21 protein-coding genes and 1 tRNA gene are annotated in these 25,674 nt (G+C 70.6%); 15 read left to right on the top strand and 7 right to left on the bottom strand.

Features of this window, described 5'->3' with window-relative positions; genetic code table 11:
- Positions 1 to 44 precede the first annotated feature (44 nt).
- The 3 genes from NR792_RS29445 to NR792_RS29435 are packed head-to-tail and all read right to left on the bottom strand — an operon-like array spanning position 45 to position 3,423.
- Entirely contained in the window at positions 45 to 1,052 is a 1,008-nt protein-coding gene (locus NR792_RS29445) for a zinc-dependent alcohol dehydrogenase family protein (RefSeq protein WP_375756027.1), read from the bottom strand.
- Positions 1,053 to 1,104: 52 nt separating this feature from the next.
- Complete coding sequence (locus NR792_RS29440; protein ID WP_375756026.1) at positions 1,105 to 1,947, bottom strand: GIN domain-containing protein; 843 nt, start codon at positions 1,945 to 1,947, stop codon at positions 1,105 to 1,107.
- 33 nt (positions 1,948 to 1,980) lie between these two features.
- Complete coding sequence (locus tag NR792_RS29435) at positions 1,981 to 3,423, bottom strand: hypothetical protein (RefSeq protein ID WP_375756025.1); 1,443 nt, start codon at positions 3,421 to 3,423, stop codon at positions 1,981 to 1,983.
- Positions 3,424 to 3,571: 148 nt separating this feature from the next.
- Here NR792_RS29435 and NR792_RS29430 point away from each other — a divergent pair, with 148 nt between their 5' ends.
- Positions 3,572 to 4,504 carry an aldo/keto reductase gene (locus NR792_RS29430; RefSeq protein ID WP_375756024.1) on the top strand — a complete coding sequence of 311 codons (933 nt, stop codon included), beginning with the start codon at positions 3,572 to 3,574 and terminating at the stop codon, positions 4,502 to 4,504.
- Here the strand turns inward: NR792_RS29430 and NR792_RS29425 are convergent, their stop codons facing one another.
- Positions 4,505 to 4,999: a hypothetical protein gene (locus tag NR792_RS29425; RefSeq protein WP_171419320.1), complete on the bottom strand. Its 495-nt coding sequence runs from the start codon at positions 4,997 to 4,999 to the stop codon at positions 4,505 to 4,507.
- Positions 5,000 to 5,166: 167 nt separating this feature from the next.
- Between NR792_RS29425 and NR792_RS29420 the strand changes: the two genes are divergently transcribed.
- The 6 genes from NR792_RS29420 (at position 5,167) to NR792_RS29395 (ending at position 11,186) form a co-directional block, all read left to right on the top strand.
- Positions 5,167 to 5,688, top strand: a complete 522-nt coding sequence (locus tag NR792_RS29420; protein WP_338268807.1) for a pyridoxamine 5'-phosphate oxidase family protein — start codon at positions 5,167 to 5,169, stop codon at positions 5,686 to 5,688.
- Positions 5,689 to 6,121: 433 nt separating this feature from the next.
- Positions 6,122 to 7,456: an inositol-3-phosphate synthase gene (locus tag NR792_RS29415; protein ID WP_375756023.1), complete on the top strand. Its 1,335-nt coding sequence runs from the start codon at positions 6,122 to 6,124 to the stop codon at positions 7,454 to 7,456.
- Positions 7,434 to 8,369, top strand: a complete 936-nt coding sequence (locus NR792_RS29410) for a phosphatase PAP2 family protein (RefSeq protein ID WP_375756022.1) — start codon at positions 7,434 to 7,436, stop codon at positions 8,367 to 8,369. The genes NR792_RS29415 and NR792_RS29410 overlap by 23 nt, the downstream gene beginning before the upstream one ends.
- Positions 8,362 to 9,606, top strand: a complete 1,245-nt coding sequence (locus NR792_RS29405) for a GtrA family protein (RefSeq protein WP_375756021.1) — start codon at positions 8,362 to 8,364, stop codon at positions 9,604 to 9,606. Before NR792_RS29410 ends, NR792_RS29405 begins: the two co-directional genes overlap by 8 nt.
- A complete protein-coding gene (locus tag NR792_RS29400; protein ID WP_375756020.1) occupies positions 9,596 to 10,591 on the top strand; it encodes a hypothetical protein in 996 nt (331 codons plus the stop codon). The genes NR792_RS29405 and NR792_RS29400 overlap by 11 nt, the downstream gene beginning before the upstream one ends.
- 13 nt (positions 10,592 to 10,604) lie before the next feature.
- On the top strand, positions 10,605 to 11,186 hold the full coding sequence (locus NR792_RS29395; protein WP_375756019.1) for a phosphatase: 582 nt from the start codon (positions 10,605 to 10,607) through the stop codon (positions 11,184 to 11,186).
- A 45-nt stretch (positions 11,187 to 11,231) separates the two neighbouring features.
- On the opposite strand, the gene NR792_RS29390 is transcribed toward NR792_RS29395, so the two are convergent.
- Together NR792_RS29390 and NR792_RS29385 are read right to left on the bottom strand one after the other, a co-directional pair.
- Entirely contained in the window at positions 11,232 to 11,879 is a 648-nt protein-coding gene (locus NR792_RS29390) for a sterol desaturase family protein (protein ID WP_375756018.1), read from the bottom strand.
- 197 nt (positions 11,880 to 12,076) lie between these two features.
- Positions 12,077 to 14,560: an RND family transporter gene (locus tag NR792_RS29385; RefSeq protein ID WP_375756017.1), complete on the bottom strand. Its 2,484-nt coding sequence runs from the start codon at positions 14,558 to 14,560 to the stop codon at positions 12,077 to 12,079.
- Between the two features lie 375 nt (positions 14,561 to 14,935).
- Here NR792_RS29385 and NR792_RS29380 point away from each other — a divergent pair, with 375 nt between their 5' ends.
- From NR792_RS29380 to NR792_RS29370, 3 genes are all read left to right on the top strand, one after another.
- Positions 14,936 to 17,461 carry an RND family transporter gene (locus tag NR792_RS29380; protein ID WP_375756016.1) on the top strand — a complete coding sequence of 842 codons (2,526 nt, stop codon included), beginning with the start codon at positions 14,936 to 14,938 and terminating at the stop codon, positions 17,459 to 17,461.
- 48 nt (positions 17,462 to 17,509) lie between these two features.
- Positions 17,510 to 18,235, top strand: a complete 726-nt coding sequence (locus NR792_RS29375) for a hypothetical protein (protein ID WP_375756015.1) — start codon at positions 17,510 to 17,512, stop codon at positions 18,233 to 18,235.
- 229 nt (positions 18,236 to 18,464) lie between these two features.
- The gene (locus NR792_RS29370; RefSeq protein WP_375756014.1) at positions 18,465 to 19,052 is read left to right on the top strand and encodes a hypothetical protein; all 588 of its coding nucleotides are present in this window, start codon (positions 18,465 to 18,467) and stop codon (positions 19,050 to 19,052) included.
- Positions 19,053 to 19,236: 184 nt separating this feature from the next.
- Here NR792_RS29370 and NR792_RS29365 read toward each other — a convergent pair whose 3' ends face one another.
- Entirely contained in the window at positions 19,237 to 19,452 is a 216-nt protein-coding gene (locus tag NR792_RS29365) for a hypothetical protein (protein ID WP_375756013.1), read from the bottom strand.
- Positions 19,453 to 19,633: 181 nt separating this feature from the next.
- On the opposite strand from NR792_RS29365, the gene NR792_RS29360 reads away from it, so the two are divergent.
- The 5 genes from NR792_RS29360 (at position 19,634) to NR792_RS29340 (ending at position 25,585) form a co-directional block, all read left to right on the top strand.
- The gene (locus tag NR792_RS29360; protein WP_375756012.1) at positions 19,634 to 20,902 is read left to right on the top strand and encodes a hypothetical protein; all 1,269 of its coding nucleotides are present in this window, start codon (positions 19,634 to 19,636) and stop codon (positions 20,900 to 20,902) included.
- A gap of 137 nt (positions 20,903 to 21,039) precedes the next feature.
- Positions 21,040 to 23,184, top strand: coding sequence for a glycogen debranching protein GlgX (gene glgX, locus NR792_RS29355; protein ID WP_375756011.1), 2,145 nt, complete (start codon positions 21,040 to 21,042; stop codon positions 23,182 to 23,184).
- Between the two features lie 35 nt (positions 23,185 to 23,219).
- Positions 23,220 to 23,885 carry a class I SAM-dependent methyltransferase gene (locus tag NR792_RS29350; protein ID WP_375756010.1) on the top strand — a complete coding sequence of 222 codons (666 nt, stop codon included), beginning with the start codon at positions 23,220 to 23,222 and terminating at the stop codon, positions 23,883 to 23,885.
- Positions 23,886 to 24,120: 235 nt separating this feature from the next.
- Positions 24,121 to 24,190: transfer RNA gene (locus tag NR792_RS29345), tRNA-Leu, on the top strand.
- 270 nt (positions 24,191 to 24,460) lie between these two features.
- Positions 24,461 to 25,585 carry a slipin family protein gene (locus NR792_RS29340; protein WP_375756009.1) on the top strand — a complete coding sequence of 375 codons (1,125 nt, stop codon included), beginning with the start codon at positions 24,461 to 24,463 and terminating at the stop codon, positions 25,583 to 25,585.
- The last annotated feature ends 89 nt before the right edge of the window (positions 25,586 to 25,674 follow it).

Raw genomic sequence — 25,674 nt, 5'->3', positions numbered from 1 at the left:
GCATCCGGGCGGACAGGCGCGCGGGCACTCGCTCCAGCGAGGCCCTACTCCGCCGCCGTCAGGTCCAGGACCGCGGCTCCGCGCACGCGGCCTTCGCGCAGGGCCTGGAGCGCCTCGTTCGCGGCGGACAGGGGAAACACCTGGACCTCCGTGCGCACGGGCACGCGCGGCGCGAGCGACAGGAAGTCCATCGCGTCCTGGCGCGTGAGGTTCGCCACCGAGCGCACCACGCGCTCCTCCCACAGCACCGAGTAGGGGAAGGACGGGATGTCACTCATGTGGATGCCGCCGCACACCACCACCCCGCCCTTGTCCACGGCCCTCAGCGCGGCGGGCACCAGCGCGCCCACGGGAGCAAAGAGGATGGCCGCGTCCAGCGGCTCCGGCGGCACCGTGCCCGAGCCTCCCGCCCAGACCGCGCCCAGCTCGCGCGCGAACGCCTGGCCCTTCGCGTCGCCGTCGCGCGTGAAGGCATACACCCCGCGCCCCTGATGCCGGGCCACCTGGATGAGGATGTGCGCGGCGGCGCCAAAGCCATACAGCCCCAGCCGCCCGCCCTCCCCCGCCATGCGCAGGCTGCGAAAACCGATGAGCCCCGCGCACATCAGGGGCGCGGCCTCCACGTCGCGGTACGACGGGGGCAGCGGGAAGCAGAAGCGCGCATCCGCGACGGTGTACTCCGCGAAGCCGCCGTCCAGGTCGTAGCCGGTGAAGCGCGCCGTGTCGCAGAGGTTCTCCCGGCCGGAGCGGCAGAAGCGGCACTGCCCGCAGCTCCACCCCAGCCACGGCACGCCCACGCGCAGCCCGGGGGCGAAGCCCTCCACCCGCTCGCCCGCCCCCACCACCGTGGCCACGATTTCGTGGCCCGGCACCAGCGGCAGCTTCGGGCGCGTCAGCTCTCCGTCCACCACGTGCAGGTCGGTGCGGCACACCGCGCAGGCGCGCACCCTCAACAGCACCTGCTCCGGCCCGGGCTCCGGGATGGGCCGGTGTTCCAGCCGCAGGCGCTGTCCCGGTGCATCGAGCACCATCGCCCGTTGGGTCCCTGCCATGGCCCGCCTGCCTCCCCACCCGTGCCGTCCACGGGTGTCGAGGACAAGGTGGTCAGTGCCAGTTGACCCGGCCGCTGCCGGTGACCCGCACCTGTGTGGACAGCGCGTGGCCGTACAGGTCCACGTTCCCGGAAGAGTCGAGCAGGATGCTCGCCCCGCCCCCATCCACGTACGCGGTCATGGTCCCCGAGCCCCGCGACGTGAGGTTCACGTCCACGGACCGGAGGCCCGAGGCCCCGATGCCACCGCTGCCGTCCAGCCAGGCCTCGAGCCGGTTGGTGACGCCCGTGAGCGTCGTGAAGCCCGAGCCATCCGTGCGGGCGCGCACCTGCTTCGCCGACCCCGCCCACTTCAGGTCCCCGGAGCCGGTCTGCGACAGGTCCACCCACTCGGCCAGGCCCTCGCCGGCCGCGCACAGCTCCATGTTCCCGGAGCCGCTGAGCTTGGCCTCCAGGGTGCGCACCCCGCCGCAGAAGCTCAGCGAGCCGGAGCCCTTCGCCACCAGCTTCACGTCCTCCTTCACGTGCTCGAAGCCCTCCACGCGCAGGGAGCCGGAGCCATCCTGCGTCGCGCCCACCATGCGCGGCACCTGGATTTCCACCCGCGCCGGACCGCGGGGCTCGAACGAGCCGTCCGTCTCGATGACGAGCGTGTTGCCAGGGGATACGAAGGTGCGCACGCGGTGCTGGAGGTTCTCATCCAGCGTGACCTTCACGTCCGGCACCTCGCCCTCGCGTACCACCACCTCCATCGAGCCCCGGTTCTCCACGGTGAGGAAGTCGGTCGTCGCGCGCGCTTCCGTGACGGTGTTGCCGTCACCCTGCTGCTCGTCGGTGAAGTAGCAGCCGGACATCAGGCCCGCGCCGAGCACGGCCATCCCCAAACGGTTCCACATGGTTCCCTCCCGAACTTCGAATCAGATGCCGCGTTAGAGCTGCACGCCCAGCAGGACGCCCGGCCACACGCGCACGGTGGTGCGGCCCCCGTCGGAGACGCTGCGCCACTCCGGCCCGATGCCCAGCTCTTCCCAGCGGTCCCCATTGTCCCAGGTCACGAGCGTGTTGCCGGTGACGCCGCCGATGAGCGCGAACCGCTTCGCCACCTGCCAGCCCGCCACCAGCCGCAACTGTCCCAGCACGTTCAGGCCGTCGCCATCGCGGAAGAGGTTGTCGGCGTGGACGCTGCTGCCAATGACGTCCAGGTCGAAGAACAATGGCCCCGCGGGGATGTGCGCGCCGAAGCCCGCGCCCCCCACGTAGCGGCGGCGGTGCGTGTCGGTGCCCGGGTTGAAGCCCAGCGTCAGCAGCGTGTGGAAGTGCCGGCCGCCGAACTTCACCGCGATGTTGGTGTACGCGATGTCGCTCGCCCACAGCTGCACGTTGGCCTGGCCGTTGCCGATGAAGCTGAGCAGGCCCACGGCCTCGCCCTGGGATTCGCGCGCCACGTTGATCAACCCCAGCTGGAGCCCGTCCGCCTTCCCCGCGATGTTGATGAGCCCCACCTGCGCGCCGGACACATCGCCGCTCACGTTGAGCAGCGACAGCTGCGCGCCCTCCATCCGGCCCGCGTAGTTGAGGCCCGTGGAGGCCTGGAGGCCCGACAGCGACGGGGCGATGTTGGCGCCCGCCGCCGCCTGGACGCCCTTGAACGGCGCGGCCGCGATGTTCGCGCCCACCGAGAACTGGCCACCCACGCCGCCCGAGCCCGCGATGTTCGCGCCCACGGAGAACTGGCCGCCGGACAGCGCGCCCCCCGCCACGTTGCCGCCCACGGCGAACTGGCCCGCCGCCGCCGTGCCCTTCGCCACGTTGAGGCCCACCGCGGCCTGGATGCCCTCCAGGTCGCCGGTGACGACGTTGCCGCCCACGGAGAACTGCGCGCCGGACGCGGGGCCGCGCACCACGTTGGCCCCCAGCGCGAGCTGCGCGCCGGACAGCTCGCCCACCCAGTTCGCGCCCAGCGACATCGCCATGCCATCCACCCGCTTCGCATGCGTGCCGAGCGCGCCGAGCGCGAACGTGGTCACCAGCCGCTCCGTGGCCGTGCCCGCGGTGCTCACGTGCGGCATGGCCATCAGCACCGCCGGGACGTGGATCTCCTCCGTGTCCGAGCGCTGCTGGGCCACGGCGGCGGCCTTCACGGGCTCGCCGCCCGTCGCGGCCTCCACGAGGGGCGCGGGGGTCAGCGCGGAGACCGGGACCGCGACGGCCGGGGCGCCCTGGTCAGCGACAGCGTCCGGAGCCGGGGCCTCCTGCGCGGAGAGGGGGCGCGGCTCCGAAGCAGGAGTGCCTTCCGTCCGCTCCTCGGCTCCGGCCGCTCCCGCCGCCACCGCGACCATCACCCCGACACACACCGCGACCTTGCGCTTCATCGCCTGGACCTTCCTCAAAAGGATTCGAACGGGGCGTCGTCGCCCCTCGCGGCGAAGGGAACACCGGGCCCTTCCAGAACTGTCACCTGCCTGTCTTCGCCCCTCGCGAATCCCGGTGTCCGGCCCTCCCCGCCGCTACGCTTCCCCCATGTCCCGTCCCCCTCCTCCTTCCCGCCGCGAGGTCCTGGTGGCGGGCATTGGCGCCGCGCTCGCGCCGTCCGTCTCCGCCGTCGCCCAGGCCCCGGCCCCAGGTCCCCGAATGCTCACCCGCCCCATCCCCAGCTCCGGTGAAGCCCTGCCCGTCATCGGCATGGGCACCTGGCAGACCTTCGACGTCGGCGGCGCCGCGAACGAACGCGCGCCCCTGGCCCAGGTCCTCCAGAAGTTCTTCGCCTCGGGCGCGCGGCTCATCGACTCCTCGCCCATGTACGGCCGCTCGGAAGCCGTCGTGGGCGACCTGCTCAAGCAATCCGGCCAGGAGAAGACCCCGTTCCTCGCCACCAAGGTCTGGACGCGCGGCAAGGCGGAGGGCGCGGCGCAGATGGCCGCCTCCCTCCAGAAGATGGGCCATGGCCGCATGGACCTGATGCAGGTGCACAACCTGCTGGACGTGGACGTGCACCTGCCCGTGCTGCGGGAGATGAAGGCCGCGAAGAAGCTCCGCTACGTGGGCGTCACCCACTACCAGCGCGGCGCCTTCGACGACCTGGAGAAGCACATCAAGACGAGCAAGCTGGACTTCGTGCAGCTGCCCTACTCGCTCGCGATGCGCGACGCGGAGGCGCGCCTGCTGCCCGCGGCGAAGGAGCACGGCGTCGCCGTGCTCGTCATGGAGCCCTTCGACAAGGGCAACCTCTTCCGCAAGATGAAGGGCAAGCCACTGCCGGACTGGGCCTCGGAGTTCGACTGCTCCAGCTGGGCCCAGTTCTTCCTCAAGTTCATCCTGGGCCACCCCGCCGTGAACTGCCCCATCCCCGCCACGTCCGACCCCGCCCACCTGGAGGACAACGTGAAGGCGGGCTTCGGACGGCTGCCGGACGACAAGCTGCGCGCGCGGATGGTGAAGCTCTTCGAGTCGTGACTACAGGTCGGGAGACGGCGTGTAGCGCAGCTCCCCGCCCGGCTCCAGCACCAGCCCGGTGCCGGGCTCGCCGGCCTCGTCGTCGCGCCCCACCTCCAGCACGCCCTCCTCCGCGTCCCACTGGCCCAGGTAGTACTCGCCGCCCGCCGCCATGCACGCGCGCCCCTCGGACACCACCGTCTCCACCACTTCCTTCTTGTCGCTGGTGAGCCGGTAGAGCGTCCAGGTCTTGCCGTCCTCGCGGAAGCCCTTCACCAGGTCCGCCAGCTCCTCGTCGCGAGGCGTGCCGCCGGCCGTCTCCTCGCGCTTCCACTGGCGCGGCTCCTTCGCCGGCTGCGTCTGGTGCCACGCCCGCGCCAGCTCCAGCAGCTTCTGCTGGGCCGCGTCCTGGAGCGCGTGCATCGCGTCCGGAAGTTCAATCTCCTCCAGCGCCAGCAGCGCCGTCTCCAGTTGCAGCGCCTTCAGGCTCCACTCGTTCCACGCGGTCTTCAGCATCCGTGTCGCTCCCGGCCGGCACGCCTCGTTCCCAAGGGAGAAACAAGCGAGCCGGCCCGGCACGCCCCCTATCACACGCCCGGCTGCCCTGGTGCCGACCCGCCCGCACGGACGGTGTTCCCCGCTGGAGCGCTGCCTACCTTCAACCCCCAAGGGGAGGCGAGCACATGACGACGACGACGAAGACTCCGCAGGACGTGGTGGAGCACCTGGGCAAGCTCATCCACGGCATCAAGGTGGCGATGATGACGACGGTGGACACCGACGGCAGCCTGCGCAGCCGCCCGATGTGGACCTACGACAAGGACTTCGACGGGGAGCTGTGGTTCTTCACCAACGACCACACCCACAAGGTGGACGAGGTGCAGAAGGACCACCACGTCAGCCTCGCCTACTCCGACCCCACGCGGGACCGGTACGTGTCCGTCAGCGGCCGCTGCGCGCTGATCCACGACAAGGCCAAGGCGAAGGAGCTGTGGAACCCGTCCCTCAAGGCCTGGTTCCCCCAGGGGCTGGATGATCCGAACCTGGCCCTGCTGCGCGTCTCCGTCGAGAAGGCCGAGTACTGGGACACACCCAACAGCAAGATGGTCCAGCTGGTCGGGTTCGTGAAAGCCGTCCTCACCGGCGAGAAGTACCACCCGGGCGACAACCAGAAGCTCGACCGGGGCGCCCCCCGCCACAACTGACCGGGAACCCGAACGGGGACTGCCGGAAGGCCGGCGGTTCCCACGCTCTCAAAACCTGACATGCGTGTCAGGGTGTGCGTGAAAGCAGGACAGGCTCAGACCCGTACCACCTTGACCCACCCGGCGAGCGCCCCCGAGGGAGCCCGCCGCGGTGGGTAAGACTTTTGCCCTCCGGATGCTGTTTCTCTGACAGCGCCGTTCGTCCTGGCTTGTAGCCCACCCTCGGCCCGAGTCATGCAGCCGGCCGACGCCGTGGTACGAGCCGGACACCGTCCACACATCACGTTGAAGTGACAGACGGTTTAGAGTATCAACCATCCGCTTTCGAGATTTTCCACCTTCCGTCCGGCAGCGTTGCCGGCGCTGGATGGACGGACTCGGGAGACGCTCATTGGGGCGGAGCGATTTCCCGCCTTTTGAAGGAATCAGGACGATGGAGAACAAGAAGAAGGTCGCGAAGCCCGAGGGCAAGCTGGCGGTGCTCATCCCGGGCCTGGGCGCTGTTTCCACCACGCTGATGGCGGGTGTGGAGCTGGCGCGGCAGGGCAAGGGCGCCCCCATCGGCTCGCTCACGCAGATGGGCACGGCCCGTCTGGGCAAGCGCACCGACGGCCGCACCGTGAAGCTCAACGAGCTGGTGCCGCTGGCCACGCTGGAGGACGTCGTCTTCGGCGCGTGGGACATCATCAGCGAGGACGCCTACCAGGTGGCCGTGCGCTCGGGCGTGCTGAGCGACAAGCACCTGGAGCAGGTGAAGCCCTTCCTCCAGGGCATCAAGCCCAAGCCGGGCGTGCACGACCCCGAGTTCGTGCGGCGCATCGCGGCCAACCACATCAAGGCCACGAAGACGCACCGCGAGAGCATCGAGGCCATCCGCCAGGACATCCGGGACTTCAAGAAGGAGCTCAACGCCAAGCGCGCCGTGATGGTGGTGTGCAGCAGCGTGGAGACCTTCCGCCCGCTGCCGGAGGCCTTCCAGTCGCTGGCCAACTTCGAGAAGGCGCTGGACACCAACAGCCCGGACATCAACCCCACGGCGCTCTACACCTACGCGGCCATCAAGGAAGGCGTGCCGTTCGCCAACGGGACGCCGAACGCCGCCGTGGACACGCCGGCGCTGCAGGAGATGGCGAAGCAGGAGGGCGTGCCCGTCGCGGGCCGTGACCTCAAGAGCGGCCAGACGATGATGAAGACGGTCATCGCGCCCGCGCTCAAGGCGCGCATGCTGGGCCTGGAGGGGTGGTTCTCCACCAACATCCTGGGCAACCGCGACGGCGAGGTGCTGGATGATCCGGCGGCCTTCAAGGCCAAGGAAGTGACCAAGTCGAGCGTGCTCGACACCATCCTGCAGCCGGACCTGTACCCGGAGCTGTACAACAAGTACTCGCACAAGGTGTCGATCCACTACTACCCGCCCCGCGGCGACGCGAAGGAGGGCTGGGACAACATCGACATCACCGGGTGGCTGGGCTACCCGATGCAGATCAAGGTCAACTTCCTCTGCCGCGACTCCATCCTGGCGGCGCCGCTCGTGCTGGACATCGCGCTGTTCATGGACCTGGCCAAGCGGCTGGAGTGGCGGGGCATCCAGGAGTGGATGTCCTTCTACTTCAAGAGCCCCATGGCGCACCCGGGGCTGCCGGTGGAGCACGACCTGTTCATCCAGCTGACCAAGCTGAAGAACACGCTGCGCGTCGTCGCGGGCGAAGAGCCCATCACCCACCTGGGGCTGGACTACTACGGGGATGACCTCCCGCTCGCCCGCTAAGAACGACTCCGCGTTCAAGTGGCTCGTCACCGTCCTGGCGGCGGGCCACTTCGCGCTGGTGGTCGCCACCGGCAGGGTCCGGTGGGAGCACGTCGCGGCGGACCTGCTGCTGGTGGTGCTGGCCTGGGCCGGCGCCGGCCCGCGGCGGTTCCTCCGCGGCGCGTTCCCGCTGTGGCTCACCGGCATGATCCTGGACAGCCAGGCGCTGTGGCTGGGGGTGCGCGGCACCATCCACACCGGCGACCTGTGGAACCTGGAGAAGCTGCTGTTCCCCGCCCCGGGAGGCACGCACTGGCCCGAGTGGTGGTCGCGTCACCCCAACACGCTGTTGGACCTGCTGTGCGGCTTCGCCTACGCGGCCTACATCTACGAGGTCTTCCTCGTGGCGCTGTGGTTCTTCTTCAAGAAGGACGCGCGCTTCGAGCAGCTCTGCTGGGCCTTCTTCGTGGTGAACGCCATTGGCGTGGTCATCTACGTCCTCTACCCCGCGGCGCCCCCCTGGTACGTGCTGAAGTACGGGCCGGGAGTCGCGGACCTGTCGGCGCCGCCCAGTCCGGCGGGCACCGCGCGCTTCGATGCCTTCTTCGGCATCCAGTACTTCGCGAACTTCTACGCCCGCAACCCCAACGTCTTCGGGGCCATGCCGTCGCTGCACGCGGCCTACCCGCTGATGATGGTGCTCGTCCTCTGGCACAAGGGCCCCGCGTGGCGGGTGGGCACCAGCCTGTTCGCGGTGCTCGTCGCCTTTTCCGCCGTGTACCTCACGCACCACTACATCCTCGACGTGCTCGCGGGAGTCGTCGCGGCCATCGTGGCCTTCGTCGTCGTGAGGGCTGTCTTCGCAAGACGGGCCCTGGAAGCGCCAGCCGTGGCGCCCGTGACCCTGCCGTCTGGAGGAAACACCCGTGCATGACAACGTCCTGGCCTTGCTGAGTGGCGACCTGTCCCCCTCGGCGCGCATCTGGACCGCCCTGGCGCCCGCGCTCTTCGCGGTCGCCTACTTCCTGGTGGGCCTCCTGCTCTTCTGTATCCGGTGCGCCATCAAGGGCATCCCCAGAGACGCGGAGACGCTGACGCGCGGCAAGTCGGTGCTGGTGGGCTTCTTCCTGCGCCACTACTTCTTCTGGGTCATCCAGCCCCTGTGGCGGGTGCTCCTGCGCTCGGGGCTGCCGGCCAACGCGCTGTCCATGTTGTCGGGCCTCCTGGGCGTGTCGTCCGGCGTGGCGGTGGCGGCGGGCCGCTTCGCGCTGGGCGGCTGGCTGTTCCTCTTGGCCGGCGTGCTGGACGTGATGGACGGCCGCGTGGCGCGCACCCGCAAGGAGGCCAACCCCGCGGGCGCGGCGCTGGACTCCGTGCTGGACCGCTACGTGGACTCCGCGATGCTGATGGGCCTGGCCTGGTACTACCGGGACACCTGGGTGCTCTTGCCCGCGCTGGGGGCGCTGCTGGGCTCCTCGCTGGTGCCGTACGTGCGCGCCAAGGGTGAGGGCCTGGGCGTGAGCGTGCGCGACGGCGCGATGCAGCGGCTGGAGCGGGTGCTGTTCCTGGGCGTGGGCACGGCGCTGTCGCCCATCCTGGAGGCGCTGTTCTGGCCGCAGGAGAAGCACCCCATGCACTGGCTGGCGGTGGCGGGCCTCGTGTTCGTGGCCATCCTGAGCAACGTCACGGCGGTGTCGCGCTTCCGCACGCTGGTGCGGGCGCTGACGCCGAAGAAGCCGGTGCAGCCGCGCTCGGGCGTGGCGCTGTTCGGCTTCAACGCGGCGGCGGGCGCCATCGCCACGGCGGTGGACTTCGTCGCGGTGCTGGGCATGGTGGAGTGGGGAGGCCTCTCCCCGGTGTGGGCCACGGTGGCCGGCTGCGTGCTGGGCGGCGTGGTGAACTACTCCATCAACCGGGTCATCACCTTCCGCAGCCGGGGCGCGGTGGCGCCGCAGCTGGCGCGCTACACGCTGGTGAGCGCGACCAGCGCGCTGCTCAACGCGGGCGGCGTGGCGCTGCTCACGCTGCACCCGCAGCTGGCGTACACGCTGGGCTGGTGGATGGTGCGCGGGGTGGTCTACTTCGCGTGGAACCTGCCCCTGCAGCGCGACTACGTCTTCAATGACAACGCCTCGGACGAGCTCCTGGAGCAGCGGCCCCATGCGGCGTGAGACGCTCGCCCGCGGCTTGAGGGCCCTGCTGGTGGGGGCCCTGCTTTCGCTTCCAGGGGTGGCGGCGGCGGGCGGCGTGCTGGGGTTGTCCTACAGCTCCAGCGACCGGTACGGAGAGAGCTTCTACTTCGTGGCGGACACGGACGACGGCACCTACGTGGCGGTGAGCCTGTCGGTGACGAACATCGGCCCGGGGTCGCGCACGGGCATCTGCCGCGCCACGGTGCTGCAGCCGGGCAAGCCTGTCTGGGCGCCGCAGAAGCGCATGGGGGCGAAGGATTGGGGCTATGACCCGGCCCTGGACATGCTGACCATGGGCGAGTGCTTCGCCCGGGCCACGGACAAGGGCCTGACGGTGGAGGCGCCCCTGGACAACGGCCGGGTGAAGCTGGAGTACGCGCGCAAGCCCGAGCCGTGGTCACCGGAGGGCTCCGTGGTGGAGAGCGGCAAGGACCGCTACCGCCACGAGGTGCTGGTGGCCGGCAGCCCCGTGAAGGTGACGCTCCGCGTGCCCCTGCGGGAGGCGGTGACGCTGACGGGCGGCGGGTACGTGGACCACTCACGCAGCACGGTGGCGCCGGCGAAGCTGGCGAAGCGCTGGGTGCGCTTCCGCGCGCTCAAGGGCCCGCCGTACGCGGTGGTGCTGGGGCGTGAAGGGCAGGAAGGCGACTACGCGCCCGTGTACGTCTGGGAGGACAAGGGGGACGCGAAGCTCCTGGAGTCCTTCACGGTGACGCAGACGGGTGAGAAGGAGAAGAGCACGTGGCGGGCGGAGTTCACCGACCGCGACGGCAAGCCGGCGCTGACCCTGCGCGGCACCTCGCTGCTCCAGCGCAGCGCGCCGGTGGAGTCGCTGGGCATGCTGGGCGGGCTGGTGCGGCCGGTGGTGGGCTCGCCGGTGACGTACCTGCTCCGGGCCGTGATGGAGCGTCCGGGCAAGGCGCCGGTGGACGGGTTGATGGAAGTGTCGGTGGAAGGCGAGTAGCAGGGGTATCCGCGTGAGCGAGTCGTTGCTGCGGTCGGTGCATCACGTCCCGGGGGTCCGGGGGTTCATGCGCAAGCAGGTGCTGCGGGTGGTGGCGCGCGGGGTGGAGTGGACCACCAAGCTCCCCGGCAAGCGCGCGCTCAACGTGTCCCAGGTGAACGCGTGGCTGCACGTGGGCGGCAGCGTGTCCCGCGCGCGCTACGGCGAGCTGAAGGCCCGGGGCATCACCTGCGTCATCGACCTGCGCGCGGAGCGCTGCGACGACCGCGAGGCGCTGGCGGCGCTGGGCATCGAGCTCTTGAGCCTGCCGGTGACGGACCGCTATCCGCCGTCGGTGGAGCAGCTGTCGCAAGGGGTGCGCTGGGCGCTGCCCCGGCTGGACGCGGGCGGCGTGCTGTACGCGCACTGCGAGCACGGCGTGGGCCGCGGGCCGCTGATGGGGCTGGCGGTGATGGTGGCCCGGGGCTGGGACGCGCCGGAGGCGTACCGGGCGGTGCGCAAGGCACGCTGGCAGGCGACGCTGAACGACCGTCAGCTGCGGGGCCTGGCGGACTTCGTGGCCGCGTGGACGGGCGTACCGGAGCAGGCCGCGTAGGGAGCGGGAGGTCAGCCCACCCGCCAGGGCCGTCCACTCGGCGCCTCACACCTTCACGCCAGGGCGGGCTCCGGTGCCGCGGGCGTGCTCGCCGGACGCGTCCTTCCCGGAGCGCTTGGAGGCGCGTCCACCGCTGCCCATCAGGGTGTCCATCCACCGGTTGCTGATGCCGAAGTTGCGGTCCGGCGTCGCGAAGTGGTGCGCCATGTGGTGCGCGCGCAGCGCCTTGCCCCAGGCCGTGCGCGGCGTGCGGTGGTGCGTGGCCCAATGGAGGGTGTCGTAGGTCACGTAGCCCCAGACGATGCCCACGAAGTACGGAAGCATCTGCACCGGGTGGCCCACCAGCCACAGCAGCCCGCCGATGAGCGAGGACAGCGGGACGGTGACGATGAGCGGCATCACCAGGCGCTGGGCGTCGTCCGGGTACTTGTGGTGGTAGCCGTGGGCAATCTCATGCACCCGCCGGGTGAGCGGGCCTTTGCCCTCCCAGTGGAAGAAGAACCGGTGGACGCAGTACTCCATGAGGATCCACGTCAGCAGGCCCAGCGGGATGAAGAGCACGCTCGCCCCCACCGTCGTCCGTCCCGCGTACAGACCCCACCCCAGCAGGCCCACCGTGAGCGGGACGTAGAGGAGGACCGGCACCGCGGGGTGCAGCTTCGAGGCCGCCTCCATGAAGGCGTTCTCGAACATCCGGCCAGATTGATGCCTGAAGTATGGGCGCCCCATACCGGGTGAAGATTGGGCCGGGGACCCCCGGGCGCCCATGCCCGTTCGTCCCTCCGCACTGTCGCCTTGCGGAACGGCCCCGGCCCCGTCGGGTGCCATGAAAAAGGCCCCGGCGGGCTGTGCCGGGGCCTCCTTGTCCGCACGGGTGCTGCCTTCGCGGGTCAGCTCTCCGCGGGACGCTCGGTTCCGTCGCCGCTGGCGGGCGTCGTGGCGGCGCCGTGCTTCTTGCGCCAGCGGTCCACCACCAGGAGGAGCGCCGGGAAGCCCACCAGCACGATGACCATGTTCACCGCGAAGCCCAGGTTGGCCAGGTCGCCAATGGAGTTGAGCCCCGGGTGCTTGGCGAACACCAGCGCCAGGAAGCCGATGGCGCTCGTCAGCAGGCCGCCGGTGATGGCCCGGCCCGTCTCCGCGTACACGGTGGTGAAGTCCGCGCCCGGCTCGCCCAGGCGCTCAATCAGGTGCACGCCCGCGTCCACCGTCGTTCCGATGAGCACCGGGATGACGACGATGTTCAGGTAGTTGAACTGCAGGCCCAGGATGGCCATCAGCCCCACCAGCGCCGCGATGGAGAGCAGCGTGGGCAGCATGCAGATGACCGCGTTGCGCAAGGAGCCCAGCGTCAGCCACATGGCCAGGAAGACGCTGACCACGGCGGCCACCAGGATGCGCGGCCCCTCGGAGGCCACCATGTCCAGGATGTCCGCCAGGATGAGCGCCTCGCCCGCCGCGGACACCTGGCTGCCGTCCGGCATCTGGAGGTTGCGCACCTCCTTGGTGAAGCGCCGCGTGCCCACGCCGTCCGACAGGCTCACGTTCGCGTAGACGAGCACCACGCCGCCCTTCTGGCCGGCCGCGGGCTCGAACTGGCGGCGCAGGCTCACCGGCAGGTCCTCGCGCGTGAAGGGCTTCGCGGCCGTCATCTTCACCGCGCGCAGCAGCTCCTCGCGCTGGTCCTTCTCCACGCGCTCCGGGTCGATGCGCTGGAGCTTCTGGTGGATGGACTGGAGCAGCGCGTGCTTCTCCTGCTGCTGCTGGGGCACCAGGTCCTCCAGCGCGCCCACGAAGTCGATGGTGGAGTCCTTGCCGTACTGCGCCTTGCGCGCCTGGAGCTGGTTGACGACCTCGCGCTCCATCTCCTTCGTGTCCGTCAGCACCACCACCGGCGTCGCCGAATAGCCCAGGATGTGGTCGATGCGCCGGTCCAGCCGCACGCTCGGCAGCGACACGTCATCCAGCTTCGTGGAGTCGTAGTTGAAGCTCACCCGGTACGCCTGGCTGATGAGCCCCACCAGCGCCACGCCAATGACCAGCACCACCGCGCGGTAGCGGCGCGGCAGGAAGCGCGCCAGCAGCGCCATGGGCCCCGACTGCGACTGGTGCTCGCGCGGCACCCAGCCCACGCGCGACACCAGCCCCAGGAGCGCCGGCAGGATGAGCAGGTACGACGCCACGCTCACCAGCATGCCCACCGCCGCGATGACGCCGAACTCGTGGAACGCCCTGAACTCCGACCACGACAGGCTCAGGAACGTGAGCGCCGCCACCAGCGCGGAGATGAGCGCGGAGAAGCCCGTGTGCTTGAACGCCTCACGCACCGCCTCCTCCGACGTCATGCCCTCCGAGCGCAGCGTGCCCCACCGCCCCAGCAGGTGGATGCCGTGCTCCACGCCCAGGCCGCCCAGCACCGCCGCGAGGAAGCCCGTCAGGAGATTGACCTGCCCGTACGCCACGCCCACGAAGCCGTAGGTCCACGTGAGCCCCGCGACCACCGGCACCATGGTGAGGCCCACGGACAGCGCGCTGCGGAAGTGGAAGGCGAGGTAGGCCAGGAGCAGCACCAGCGCCAGCGTGGACGCGCGCGCCAGGTCGCCGGTGATGACCGCCTGCTGGTCGATCTTCTTCTTGAAGGTGCCGGTGATCTCCGTGCGGAAGCCCGGGCCGTACTTCGACAGGTCCTGCTTCGCCAGGTAGTCCTGCACCTGGGAGATGACCGTCTTGGAGTAGCCCAGGTCCGCGGAGGAGCCCTTGGCCTTGAGCAGCATCACCACCATGCGCTCCTGCGGATCCAGGTAGTACAGGCCGCCCTGCCCCGCGAGCCGCATGTTCGCGCCGCCGGTGTACTTCTTCTGGATGTCGCTGAAGTCCAGCGACGGGGGAGGCTCCTCCTCCAGCCGCACGAAGAGCGGGTTGGCCTGCTCCTTCTCCCACGCGAAGCGTGCGTCGATGCGCTCCTGGATGGTCTTCAGGTCCGGCAGGTCCACGTAGTAGAGGCCGTGCTCGTCGAAGAACTGGCTGGGCCGCTGCGCGTTGACGAAGCGGATCTCCGACAGCGTCGCCAGCTTCGGCGCCATGTCATCCACGAACTGCTTGAGCTGCTCCGGCTCCGCGCCGATGCCGGCCACCACCACGTTGCCCATGCCGCCGAAGCGCGTGCGCAGCTTCTCCAGGTCCTGCACGGACTGGAACGACTTGGGCAGCAGGTTCGCCAGGTCCGCGTTGAGGCGCAGGTCTCGCGCGAAGAAGGCGCCCAGGCCCGTCAGCACCAGCGTCACGAACAGCGCCACCCAGGGCCGCCGGTGACCGCGGGCCGCCAGGGAGCCCATCGCCGCCTCGAACCGTCCGGACCACCGCGTCTCACTCATGGATGTGATTTCCTGCTGAAAGCCCGCGCCGTGACGACCGGGACCACCTTGAGCCCGAACGAACCGGGCCGCTCACGCGTATATGCCCCGAGCCACCGTGCGTCCAGGCATCGCCCCGGGGCCTCCGCCGGCCGCATGCCCGGCGCGGGGAACAAAAGAGGCATGAACAAACCGCGCCATGTATGCCGCCCCCGCACGCGTCATGCCAGGGGATCCGCTTCCCTCTGAGATGTGAGGCATTTTGCCCCACACTCCGGTGCCGGGCGTTCGGGCGGGCTCCCCTGTCGCGCCGTGGTGCCAGGGGTCCGTGGCATGGCCAGCTTTTGCTCCGACACGGGCCCTGCCAGGAAGCGGGCGCCCCTGGGAGCACGGTCCATGGCCTCACCCCCGTCGTCACCAGCGGAGCGAACGTGGATGCACCGGGTGGAGCGCACGATGGGTGCGCTGGCCGCGCACAACCACCGCCGCCCTGTCATCGCGCTCGCCTGCGCGCTCCTGCTGTCCGCCGTGGGCCTGCTGTCCGCTCGCCACCTGTCCCTCAACGCGAACCTGGTGGGCCTGCTGCCCGACTCCTTCGAGAGCGTGCAGGCCATCCACACCCTGGAGGAGCGCTTCGGCGCCCAGGGGTGGGTGGTGGTGGTGGGCGAGGACGCGGACCCGGCGCAGCTCCAGCGCTTCGCGGACGACCTGGCGCCGAAGCTGGAGGCCCTGCCGGGCATCCGCTACGTGGAAATCACCCGCCCCAGCAGCTTCTTCAGGAGCCATGCGCTCTACTTCCTGTCGCCAGAAGATTTGAAGGAGGTGGAGCGCCGCATCGACGCGCGCCTCACCTGGGAGCGGCAGCGCGCCAACCCGCTCTTCGTCTCGCTGGACGACGCCCCCGCCCCGTCGCTGGACTTCAGCGACATCGAGCAGAAGTACGCCGGCGGCGCGGTGACGCGCCTGTCCAGCCATCCCAGTGACTACTACCTGGATCCCGCCGCGCGCCGCGTGGTGGTGCTGGCCAAGCCCGAGACGTCGTCCGCGGACCTCACCTTCTCCACGAAGATCGTCGAGGAGGTGCGGGGCGCGCTGAGGCAGCAGGACCTGTCGAAGTACGGCCCGGGCTTCCACACGGAGATCACCGGCTCGTTCCAGAAGAAGATGGATCAGCAGGCGCAGATCACCCGCGACGTGGCGGTGTCCTCGGCGGTGGCCACGGTGCTGGTGCTGCTCTACCTGTTCCTGCACTTCCGCAGCGCGCTGTCCGTGGGGCTGGTGCTGGCGCCGGTGGGCGCGGGGCTTGCGTGGACGTACGGCCTGGTGGGCGTGGCGTACGGGCAGGTGAACCTCCTGACCGCCTTCCTGGGCGCCATCCTGGGCGGCCTGGGCGTGGAGCACGGCATCCACCTGCTGGGCCGCTACCTCGCCCTGCGCGGAGAGGGGAGGTCCTCCGAGGAGGCCACGCGCGAGGCGTTCACGCACACGGGGGGCGCGGCGCTGGTGTCCGCGCTGGTGGCGGCGCTCACCTTCTTCGTGCTGGGCACCTCCCAGCTCCGGGCGTTCCGCGAGTTCGGCGTCATCGCGGGCGTGGGCATGCTGGTGCTCATCCTCGCGTACGTGGTGGTGCTGCCGGCGGTGCTGGGGCTGGTGTCGCGCTGGGGCTGGACACCGCGAGCGTCCTCCACGGAGACGGCGGAGGCCCCGCTGGGCCGCATCATCCCCCACCGGCGCGGGCTGCTCTCCGCCGTGTCCGTGCTCGTCGTGGCGGGCCTGCTCACGCAGCTTCCGCGCCTGCGGTTCGACTACGACATCGGCTCGCTGCAGGACCAGCGCCTGGACTCGTTCGTCCTGGACCGCGCCGTCAACCAGCTCATCGGCTACTCGCAGGTCCCGCTGGTGGTGCTCACGAACTCCCGTGACGAGGAAGCGGCGGTCGTCCAGCAGCTCCAGGCGCGCAAGCAGCAGCGGGGCGCGGACTCCACGGTGGACTTCGTCGCGGCGCTCGCGAGCCTCGTGCCGGACCGGCAGCAGGAGAAGCAGGCCATCCTGAAGGACATCGGGAAGCTGCTGAAGCGCGTGCCCGAAGGCCAGCTCACCCCCCGGCAGCGCCAGCAGCTGGCGGAGCTGCGATTGCAGGTGGAGGCGAAGCCCTTCACCGAGGCGGACCTGCCTCGCAGCGTGCGCCAGCAGTTCGAGGGACGCGGCGGCCCGGGCACCGGCTTCGTGCTGGTGTATCCGTCCGCGGATCAGTCCGACGGCCAGGCCATGCGCCGGCTGGCGAAGGAGGTGCGCGGGGTGGTGCTGCCGGACGGCCGGGCCGCGGTGGTGGCGGGCGAGGCGATGGTGCAGGCGGACATCTTCAACACGGTGGCGCACGAGGCGCCGTACATCCTGCTGGGCTCCACGCTCACGGTGCTGCTGGCCATGTGGATCACCCTGGGCGGCCTGCGCACCGCGCTCCTGTGCCTGATGCCCACGGTGGTGTCGCTGTTCGCGGTGCTGGGGCTGATGCCGCTGCTGCACATGGAGTTCAACTACCTCAACATCCTGGTCATCCCGGTGCTCATCGGGACGACGGTGGACGCGGGCGTGCACCTCATCACGCGGCTCGCGTCGCCGCGCACCGACTTCGTGCGGGTGTATTCGGAGACGGGCCGGGCCATCTGCGGCGGCCTGCTCACGAGCGCGGTGGGCTTCGGCGCGCTGCTCCTCGCGGACCACCCGGGCCTCAACTCCATTGGCGCCCTGGCGAACGTGGGGTTCGGCATGAACCTGCTCATCATGCTGGTGGGCTTCCCGGCGCTGCTGCTGGTGCTGTCCGAGCGCAAGCGGCGCCACCGTGCGGTTTCCTCCCGCCCCCGGGGTGCGCACCTCATGAAGGAAGGCCGGGGTCCTCATCGGCCCACGCCCTCCCACTAGGCCGAGGCGTCGTCCGCCCGGCCGCGCACACCGGCAAGGAGCGGGACGATGTCTCAGCAATGGATCTGGATGAGCCTGGCGGCCGGAACCCTGGCGCTGGGCACCGCGAGCGCGCAGGTGGATCCGAACTCCGCGGGCGCCATCACGACGGGCCAGCCGAACCCGGGGGCCCCTCCGGGCACCGTCGCCCCCACCGCTCCCGCGGGCAGCCCCATCAGCAGCCCGTACACGGAGCCCCTTGGCGACCCCGGCGGCGCGGCCAACCCGGGCATTGGCGGCGGCGGCAGCGGCAGCAGCACGGGCGCGGTGATTCCACAGCCGTACAGCGCCCAGCCGTTCGTCTCCGGCGCCTCGCCGGGCACCCAGCTTCCCAGTCCCGGCACCAGCACCACCGTGACGGGCAGCGGCGCGGTGGTGCCTCCCAGCACCAGCACCACGGTGACGGGCACCGGCGCGGTGCTGGCACCCGGCACCAGCAGCACCGTGGCGGGTTCGACGGGCTCCACCGCCACCACGGGCGCGCTGATGCCGCCCGCGACGACCACCCCCGGCACCCTGCTGCCGGGGGCCTCCAACAGCACCGTGACGCCAGGCACTCCGACGGGGACGATGTCCAGCACGGGCGTGGTGCTGCCTCCCGCCACCGGCACCACGCCCCCGGGAATCATCACGGGCTCCCAGCCCACCACGCTGTCGCCGGACAGCAACACGTCCAGCAACTCCGTGACGCCGCCGGGTGGCGGCGACGTGACCCGGAGCCCCGTGGGCCCCTGAGCGGACTCCCGAGGGGCCGTCCGGCAACGGACCGGGGGCCCGGGCGTCTGCCTTTCAAAGGACGGCTGCGTCCGCGCAACCCTCCCATTGCGTCCCTCTGCGCCGTTCCCAGGGCAGGCAGGCGGATGAGCCGCCCCTGCATCCCCCCAGGGGTCTGCTCACCTTCGGTCCTGCAGGCAGTCGGGACCTTTCAAGCAGTCAGACTCCTACTCCTATCGGGGGAATCCACATGAAGAAGTTCCTGAAGACCCAGCTGACGGTGGCGGCGGTTCTCGCGGGTGCTCTCGCGCTCGGTACGGGCTGTAAGTCGGATCAGTCCGCGACGCGCGGCACGGAACCCACGCCGGCCTCGGACTCCACCACCGGCACGGGCATGGACACCAGCGGCACCGGGACGGACACCTCCGGCTCCGGCACCACCACCACACCGCCGCCCAGCAGCGGCGGCTCCGGCTACGACACGGGCAGCACGTCGCAGGACTCGACGATGCCTCCCTCGGACATGAGCACCGGCGGCTCCGGCGCGATGGATGACTCCGCGCAGCCGCCCGCCAGCGACGACAGCAGCACCATGGATCCGGGCACCGGCGGCGCGGGCACCGGCGAGGCCGAGCCGGGCGTGCACGACGGCGAGATGACCGAGCCGGGCACGGGCGGCTCCGGCACGTCCACGGACGACAGCGCCATCCCGGACGACAGCACCCTGCCCAACGACTCCACGCTGGACCCGAACAGCTCCAGCGGCGCCAAGGGCGACATGAAGACGCCGACGCCGGACTCCATGGGCACGATGGCGCCCAACAGCACCACGCGCTAATCCCTCTCACCCCTCCGCCGTGACACCCACGGCGGCACGGTGACTTCCCGGAAGCGCCCGTGACCCTCACCGGTCGCGGGCGCTTCGCCATTTCCAGCGCGCGGCGGACACCGCGCGAACCACAAGACCCCGCCGACGCCAGGAAGGCGTCAGCGGGGTCATGGAGACAGCGGGGCCTGGATGCTCAGGTCACCTTGACGCCTGGCGAGTAGGGCTGGCCCACCGGTTCGATGATGCGCGGGCTGCCATTGTCACCGGGGCCATTGCCGGGACCGCCGCCCGGGTCGAAGGTGGACGGCACGTGGTGTTCACGCCGCTCCTCCTCTTCCGTCAGCGTTTCGCGCGCCGGCGAGGGAGGCAACCCCTCCAGGGGAATGTGCAACACGTCCTTCTTGCTCATGATGAACGCCTCCTTTCCCCTCTCAGGTTGGGGCCCATGGGGGCATTGCGCCACCGGGCGCTCCCCCGCCCGCATGCCCCCCGGCCTCCGGAAAGCGTTTCTCTTGGATGACAGGGAGCAGCCGGGGGCTTATCCAAAGAGGTCCAGGCAGCCCACACCCGAACCCGAGAGCATCCACCGCATGAAGCTGTTGCTGGCAGGCCGACGAGGAGCAAGCGACCCGCTGTTCGCCCCCCCGGAGGCGCCCCTGCCCTGGCTGCAGCGCGTGGAGGCCTGGGTGCGGCAGGTGGCGGACGGCGTGCTGGAGGGCAGCCGCATCGAGGAAGGCCCCCAGGGGGCCCCCGTGCTGCGCCTGCGCCTGCACCCGGCGGCGGCGGAGGTGTCGCTGCTCGCCGCGACCCAGGAGCGCATCGTCGTGTCCGCGGACACCAGCGCCGTGGGCCCCGGCTACCACCGCTACCTGGTGGACCTGCTCAAGGGCCTGGGCGACCACCTGGGCATCAGCTGGGCTCCGCCCGATGAAGACGTGGGCGTGGGCGACGCCACGGGCTACTTCCACACCGGCGACGCGGGCCCGGTGGAGGAGCACTTCCTGGGGTGGCTCCAGCACTCCGTGGGCCAGGTGCTGCGCATGCGCAGCCTGGGCAACTCCGGCTTCGCGCTGTCCATGCGCTTCGGCCACACCTTCCAGCACCCCGGCGCGCTGCTCACGCCGCTGGGCCCTCGCGACGAGCGCTGGCTGCGCACCGTGCACGAGGAGCCGCGCCAGGGCATGGACGTGTTCCCCTGGTGGAACCCCGGCGTGGACGCGCGTGAGCGCTTCATGCGCGCCATGTGCCGCCTGTGGACGGACGTCGTCTGGCGCTCGCCGCTCCTGGAGGAGGAGCGTCAGCGCCTGCGCGACGTGGCCCGGCTCTTGGAGCAGGCGTGGCGCGAGGACCCCACGCTCCCCTACCCGTGGCGCGAGTGGCAGGAGGTGCTCGGCTACCTGGGCATGGGCGGGACGGTCGCGGAGGAGGTGCACCGCCGGGCCCTGGAGTCGCCCGGCGTCGGGCCTTCGATTGGCTACCGGCGGGGCTCCGTGCAGGTGGCGCTCCCCGAGGGCTGGGAGATTCGCATCCCCGGCTCCCTGGCGGAGACGCGCCTGCAGGACGGAAGCTGGGTGGCCCGCGACCACCGCCGCACCGTGCGCGTGGTGCCCCTGGAGGACTCCGCGGAGGAGCAGCTGGCGCCCACCAGCCCGGAGCGCAAGGCCCTGGAGCTGGAGCACCACGGCGCCCGCGTCAGCGGCCGCGCGTCCCTGCACATGGGCCCCGGCGAGTGCCGGCTGACGGCCCTGTGCCGCTCCGGCAACCGCCGCGCCCTCTGCGTCGTCAGCTTCGATGATCCCGAGGAGCAGGACTGGGCCCTGGGCACCTGGCGCTCGCTGGACCACGCCGTCGCCGCCTGACAAGGCAGGTCGTTTCAGGACCTACCACTTGCCAAAGCGCTGCCCGGTGGACAGTCAGCTCCCCCGGACGTCTTGCCGCACAGCGCAGTCGCACCCACCTTCCGCGGGCACCTTCCCCACGGAATCGAGTGAGACGCATGAGCAGCAAGCGGGAAATCTGGCCGGGCAAGCCCTGGCCGCGTGGCGCGACCTTCGACGGCTCGGGCACCAACTTCGCGGTCTACTCACAGGTCGCCACGCGCGTGGAGGTGTGTCTCTTCGACCGGGCGGACCCGACGCGGGAGATTGAGCGCTTCGACCTGCCGATGAGCACCGAGTTCGTCTGGCACGGCTACGTGCCGGACCTGGAGCCCGGCACGCTGTACGGCCTGCGCGTGCACGGGCCCTACGAGCCGGAGAAGGGGCACCGCTGCAACCCGCACAAGCTGCTGGTCGACCCCTACGCCAAGGCGCTGTACGGCGAGGTGGACTGGAAGCAGCCGGTGTTCGGCTACCCCCTGGACCACCCGAAGAAGGACCTGATGCGCGACGAGCGCGACAGCGCGGCCGGCATGCCCAAGGGCGTGGTGGTGAGCGACTTCTTCGACTGGGGCAATGACCGGCGCCTGGACATCCCGTGGCGCAAGACGGTCATCTACGAGGCCCACGTGCGCGGCCTCACCATGCGCCACCCGGGCGTGCCGGAGCACCAGCGCGGCACCTACGCGGGCCTGGGCTCGCCGGTCATCATCGAGCACCTGCAGAAGCTGGGCGTCACCGCGGTGGAGCTGTTGCCGGTGCACGAGTTCGCGGACGACTCGTTCCTCAACGACAAGGGCCTGTCGAACTTCTGGGGCTACAGCACGCTGAACTACTTCTCCCCGGAGCAGCGCTACGCCAGCCGCAAGACGCCGGGCGGCGCGGTGGCCGAGTTCAAGGCGATGGTGAAGTCGCTGCACGCGGCGGGCATCGAGGTGATTCTCGACGTGGTCTACAACCACACGTGCGAGGGCAACCACCTGGGGCCCACGCTGTCGTTCAAGGGCATCGACAACGCGTCGTACTACTGGACCATGCCGGAGGCGCGGCACTACCTGGACTTCACCGGGTGCGGCAACAGCCTCAACGCCTCCAACCCGCAGACGGCGCGCTTCATCGTGGACAGCTTGCGCTACTGGGTGGAGGAGATGCACGTGGACGGGTTCCGCTTCGACCTGGCCACGGTGCTGGGCCGCATGGGCAAGGGCGGCTACGACCCGAACGCGCCCATCTTCCAGATCATCAACCAGGACCCGGTGCTCTCCCGCGTGAAGCTCATCGCGGAGCCGTGGGACGTGGGACTGGGCGGCTACCAGGTGGGCGGCTTCCCCGCGCCCTGGCACGAGTGGAACGGCAAGTACCGGGACGCGCTGCGCAAGTACTGGAAGGGCGACGAGAACCAGGCCGCGGAGGTGGGCTACCGGCTCACGGGCAGCGCGGACCTGTTCGCGGCGGCGCGCCGCAGGCCGCAGGCGTCCATCAACTTCGTCACCGCGCACGACGGCTTCACGCTGCACGACCTGGTCACGTACAGCAGCAAGCACAACGAGGCCAACGGCGAGCACAACCGCGACGGCGCGGATGACAACCAGGCGTGGAACTGCGGCGTGGAGGGAGAGACGGACGACAAGGACATCATCTCCCTGCGCGAGCGCCAGAAGCGCAACCTCCTCGCGTCGCTCTTCCTGTCCACCGGCGTGCCCATGATTGTCGCGGGCGACGAGATGGGCCGCACGCAGCAGGGCAACAACAACGCCTACTGCCAGGACAACGAGCTGTCGTGGGTGGACTGGAACCTGGACAAGACGCGCCTGGACCTCCTGGAGTTCACGCGCAAGCTCATCCAGTTCCGCCACGGGCAGCCGGTGCTGCAGCGCCGCCGCTTCTTCCAGGGCGAGCACCTGTGGGAGTCCGAGCACAAGGACCTGGCGTGGTACCGGCCCGACGGCACGGAGATGGGGCCGGAGGACTGGCAGAAGCCCTTCGTCCGCTCGCTGGCGTTCCTGCTGGGGGGTGACGCCATCCCCACGCCGGACGAGCGCGGCCAGCGCGTCAACGGCGACTCGCTGCTGGTGCTGCTCAACGCGCACCACGACACGGTGACCTTCACGGTGCCGCCGCCGGGCGAGGGCGGCGCGTGGCGGCTGGAGTTGTACACCGCGGACGACAAGCGCGGCGACGAGGAGATGAAGCCCGGGAAGTTCGAGATGGCCGGGCGCTCGCTGGCGGTGTTCCGCAAGCCGGGGAACAACAACACGCCGTGATAACGTGCCCGCGCTTTTGAGCAGGAGCGCACGGTATGGAGGGTGAGGCAGACGGCGGCAGGAGTGACGAGGCCGCCGTCGCGAAGGTGTACGGGGAGATTGCCTCCGCCTACGAGGTGCTCTACCCGTCCCTGCATCGCTACGGCGACCGCGTGGAGCGCTTCCTCGGGGACGTGGTGAAGCCGGGGATGCGCGTGCTGGACGTGGGCTGCGGCCCGGCGCTGCACACGCGCGGGCTGGACGCGTCCGTGGACGTGGTGGGCCTGGACGTGGCGCCGGAGATGCTGGAGCTGGCGAAGCGCGCGCGGCCGTCCGGCACGTGGCGCGTGCACAGCTACCTGGACCCGGTGCCGGCGGACCTGGGCCTCTTCGACGTGGCGCTGGCCATTGGCTGCCTGGACTTCTGTGACGACCTGCCGCGCGTGCTGGGCCACCTGGCCCGCGCGCTGAAGCCGGGCGCGCGGATGCTCTTCACGGTGCTGGAGCGCCGCCAGGGCCTGGAGGCGCATGAAGAGGCCACGCGCCGGGTGCGCACGGCGGACACGGACGTGACGCTGCACCTGTGGAGCGCGGTGGAGACGGCGCGCGCGGTGGACCGCGCCGGGCTGCGCACGGACTTCTACCTGCACGCGCCCGGCTGGGAGCTGCTCGCGGAGGAGCGCACCATGTGGTTCGGCTGGTGGTACGTGACGAAGGGCTGAAACACTCCGTCAGGATTTCCGCGCGCCCGCGTCTGGTGGCCCCGTCGGCGAACTTCAGGGGGCGCACGGGGTTGTCCCGAGGCGTCCGGTTCCACGCGGGGGCGCTTTGCGCCGGGGCGTGGGATTCGGACGTTCCTCACGGCCATCACGCCCGGGTGTTCCTGCCGCTATCGAAGGCCGTACCGGTCGCGCGCCACCGTGAGGCGCGCATCGCGGCCCTTGGCTGGGCACAACACGAACTAGCTCAACGGTAGAGCACGAGACTCAAGATCTCGGTGTCGAAGGTTCGAATCCTTCGTTCGCCTGGACCCCGTCGTTTTTCGCTGGTGCCAACGCGAGTCCACCGCGTCCTCCTCCCCACGCCGCACACTGGCCGGCCGCCAGGGCTTCCGAAGACTTCCGTGCCGTTCGCGGAAGCGCTCCGGTCGCCGTCCGTGGCCGGCATCCGGTGCGGAAGCTCGGGAGGCTGAACGCGGCTCCGGACGGTCTGTTCGCGCGACGCGCCCGTGGGGCGGCGGGGTCCTTTTCTCCAGCAGCCGGGTTGCACTCCTTTCTTGTCGTCGAGGTGACGTGTCATGGGCATCGGTCGGGTGGAAGTGGCGCAGCACGAGCGGCTGTTCGTCGTGGTGAACGGGCGGGCGGAGCAGTACCTGGGGCCGGGCCGGCACTGGGTGGTGCGTCCCTTCCAGCACGTCCGCTTCGAGCGCGTGCCGCTGGAGCCACCCGTCACCCGGCTGGACGAGGCGAAGCTGTCGTTGGTTCCGGAGAAGGACCTCCAGGTGCTGGAGCTGGGCGCGGACGAGCGCGCGGTGGTCTTCCATCACGGCCAGCCGGTGCGGTGGCTGGGACGGGGACAGCACCAGGTGTGGACGGCGCAGCGGCTGCCCGGTCGTACCGGTCGGCCCGAGTCGCCCACGGTGCGGGTGGAGCGCGTGGACGTGTCCGGCGTGGCAACGGCGCCTCCGAGCGACGAGGTGCGCGCGCTGATTCCGGCCAGTGACTACACGGAGGCCACGGCCACGGAGGGCACGGTGGCGCTGCGCTACGTGGACGGCGTGCTGGACGCGGTGCTGCCGCCGGGCCGTCACGCGGCGTGGACGGTCGCGCGCAAGGTGCAGTTCGCGGTCATCGACCTGCGCGAGAAGCTGCTCCACGTCACCGGCCAGGAGGTGATGACGAAGGACCGCGTGTCGCTGCGGCTCAACCTGTCCGCGGCGTACCGGGTGGAGGACGCGCGCCGGCTGGCGGTGGTGGCGCGGGCGCCGGATGAAATCCTCTACCTGGCGATGCAGCTGGCGGCGCGAGAGGCCGTGTCCACGCGCACGCTGGACGAGCTGCTCGCGGCGCGCGAGGTGGTGTCGCAGGAGCTGTACGCGCAGGTGAAGTCGGGGGCGGAGGGCGTGGGCCTGGAGCTGCTGCGCTTCGGCATCAAGGACGTGGTGCTGCCGAAGGAGATGAAGGACCTGCTCAACCGGGTCATCCAGGCGCAGAAGGAGGCGGAGGCGAACGTCATCCTGCGGCGCGAGGAGACGGCGGCGACGCGCTCCATGGCGCAGACGGCGAAGGTGCTCGCGGAGAACCCGCTGCTCGTGCGGCTCAAGGAGCTGGAGGCGTACAAGGACCTGGCCGCGAAGGTGGGTCAGGTGCACCTCGTGCTCGGTGAGGGCGCGGTGCCCACGCTCCAGCTCAAGGGCGGCTGACACACGGTCGTGTGGCTTCACAGCCACACGACCTGTCGTTTCAGAGGGGAACAGGGGTTGGCCCGGGGGCTGCAATGTCCCCGGGCACA

Origin of the sequence: Corallococcus exercitus, from assembly GCF_042231735.1 — a bacterium.
Lineage (GTDB): Bacteria > Myxococcota > Myxococcia > Myxococcales > Myxococcaceae > Corallococcus > Corallococcus exercitus_B.
The sequence above is the reverse complement of the archived record's forward strand: the minus strand, read 5'-3'. Positions and strand labels throughout refer to the sequence as shown.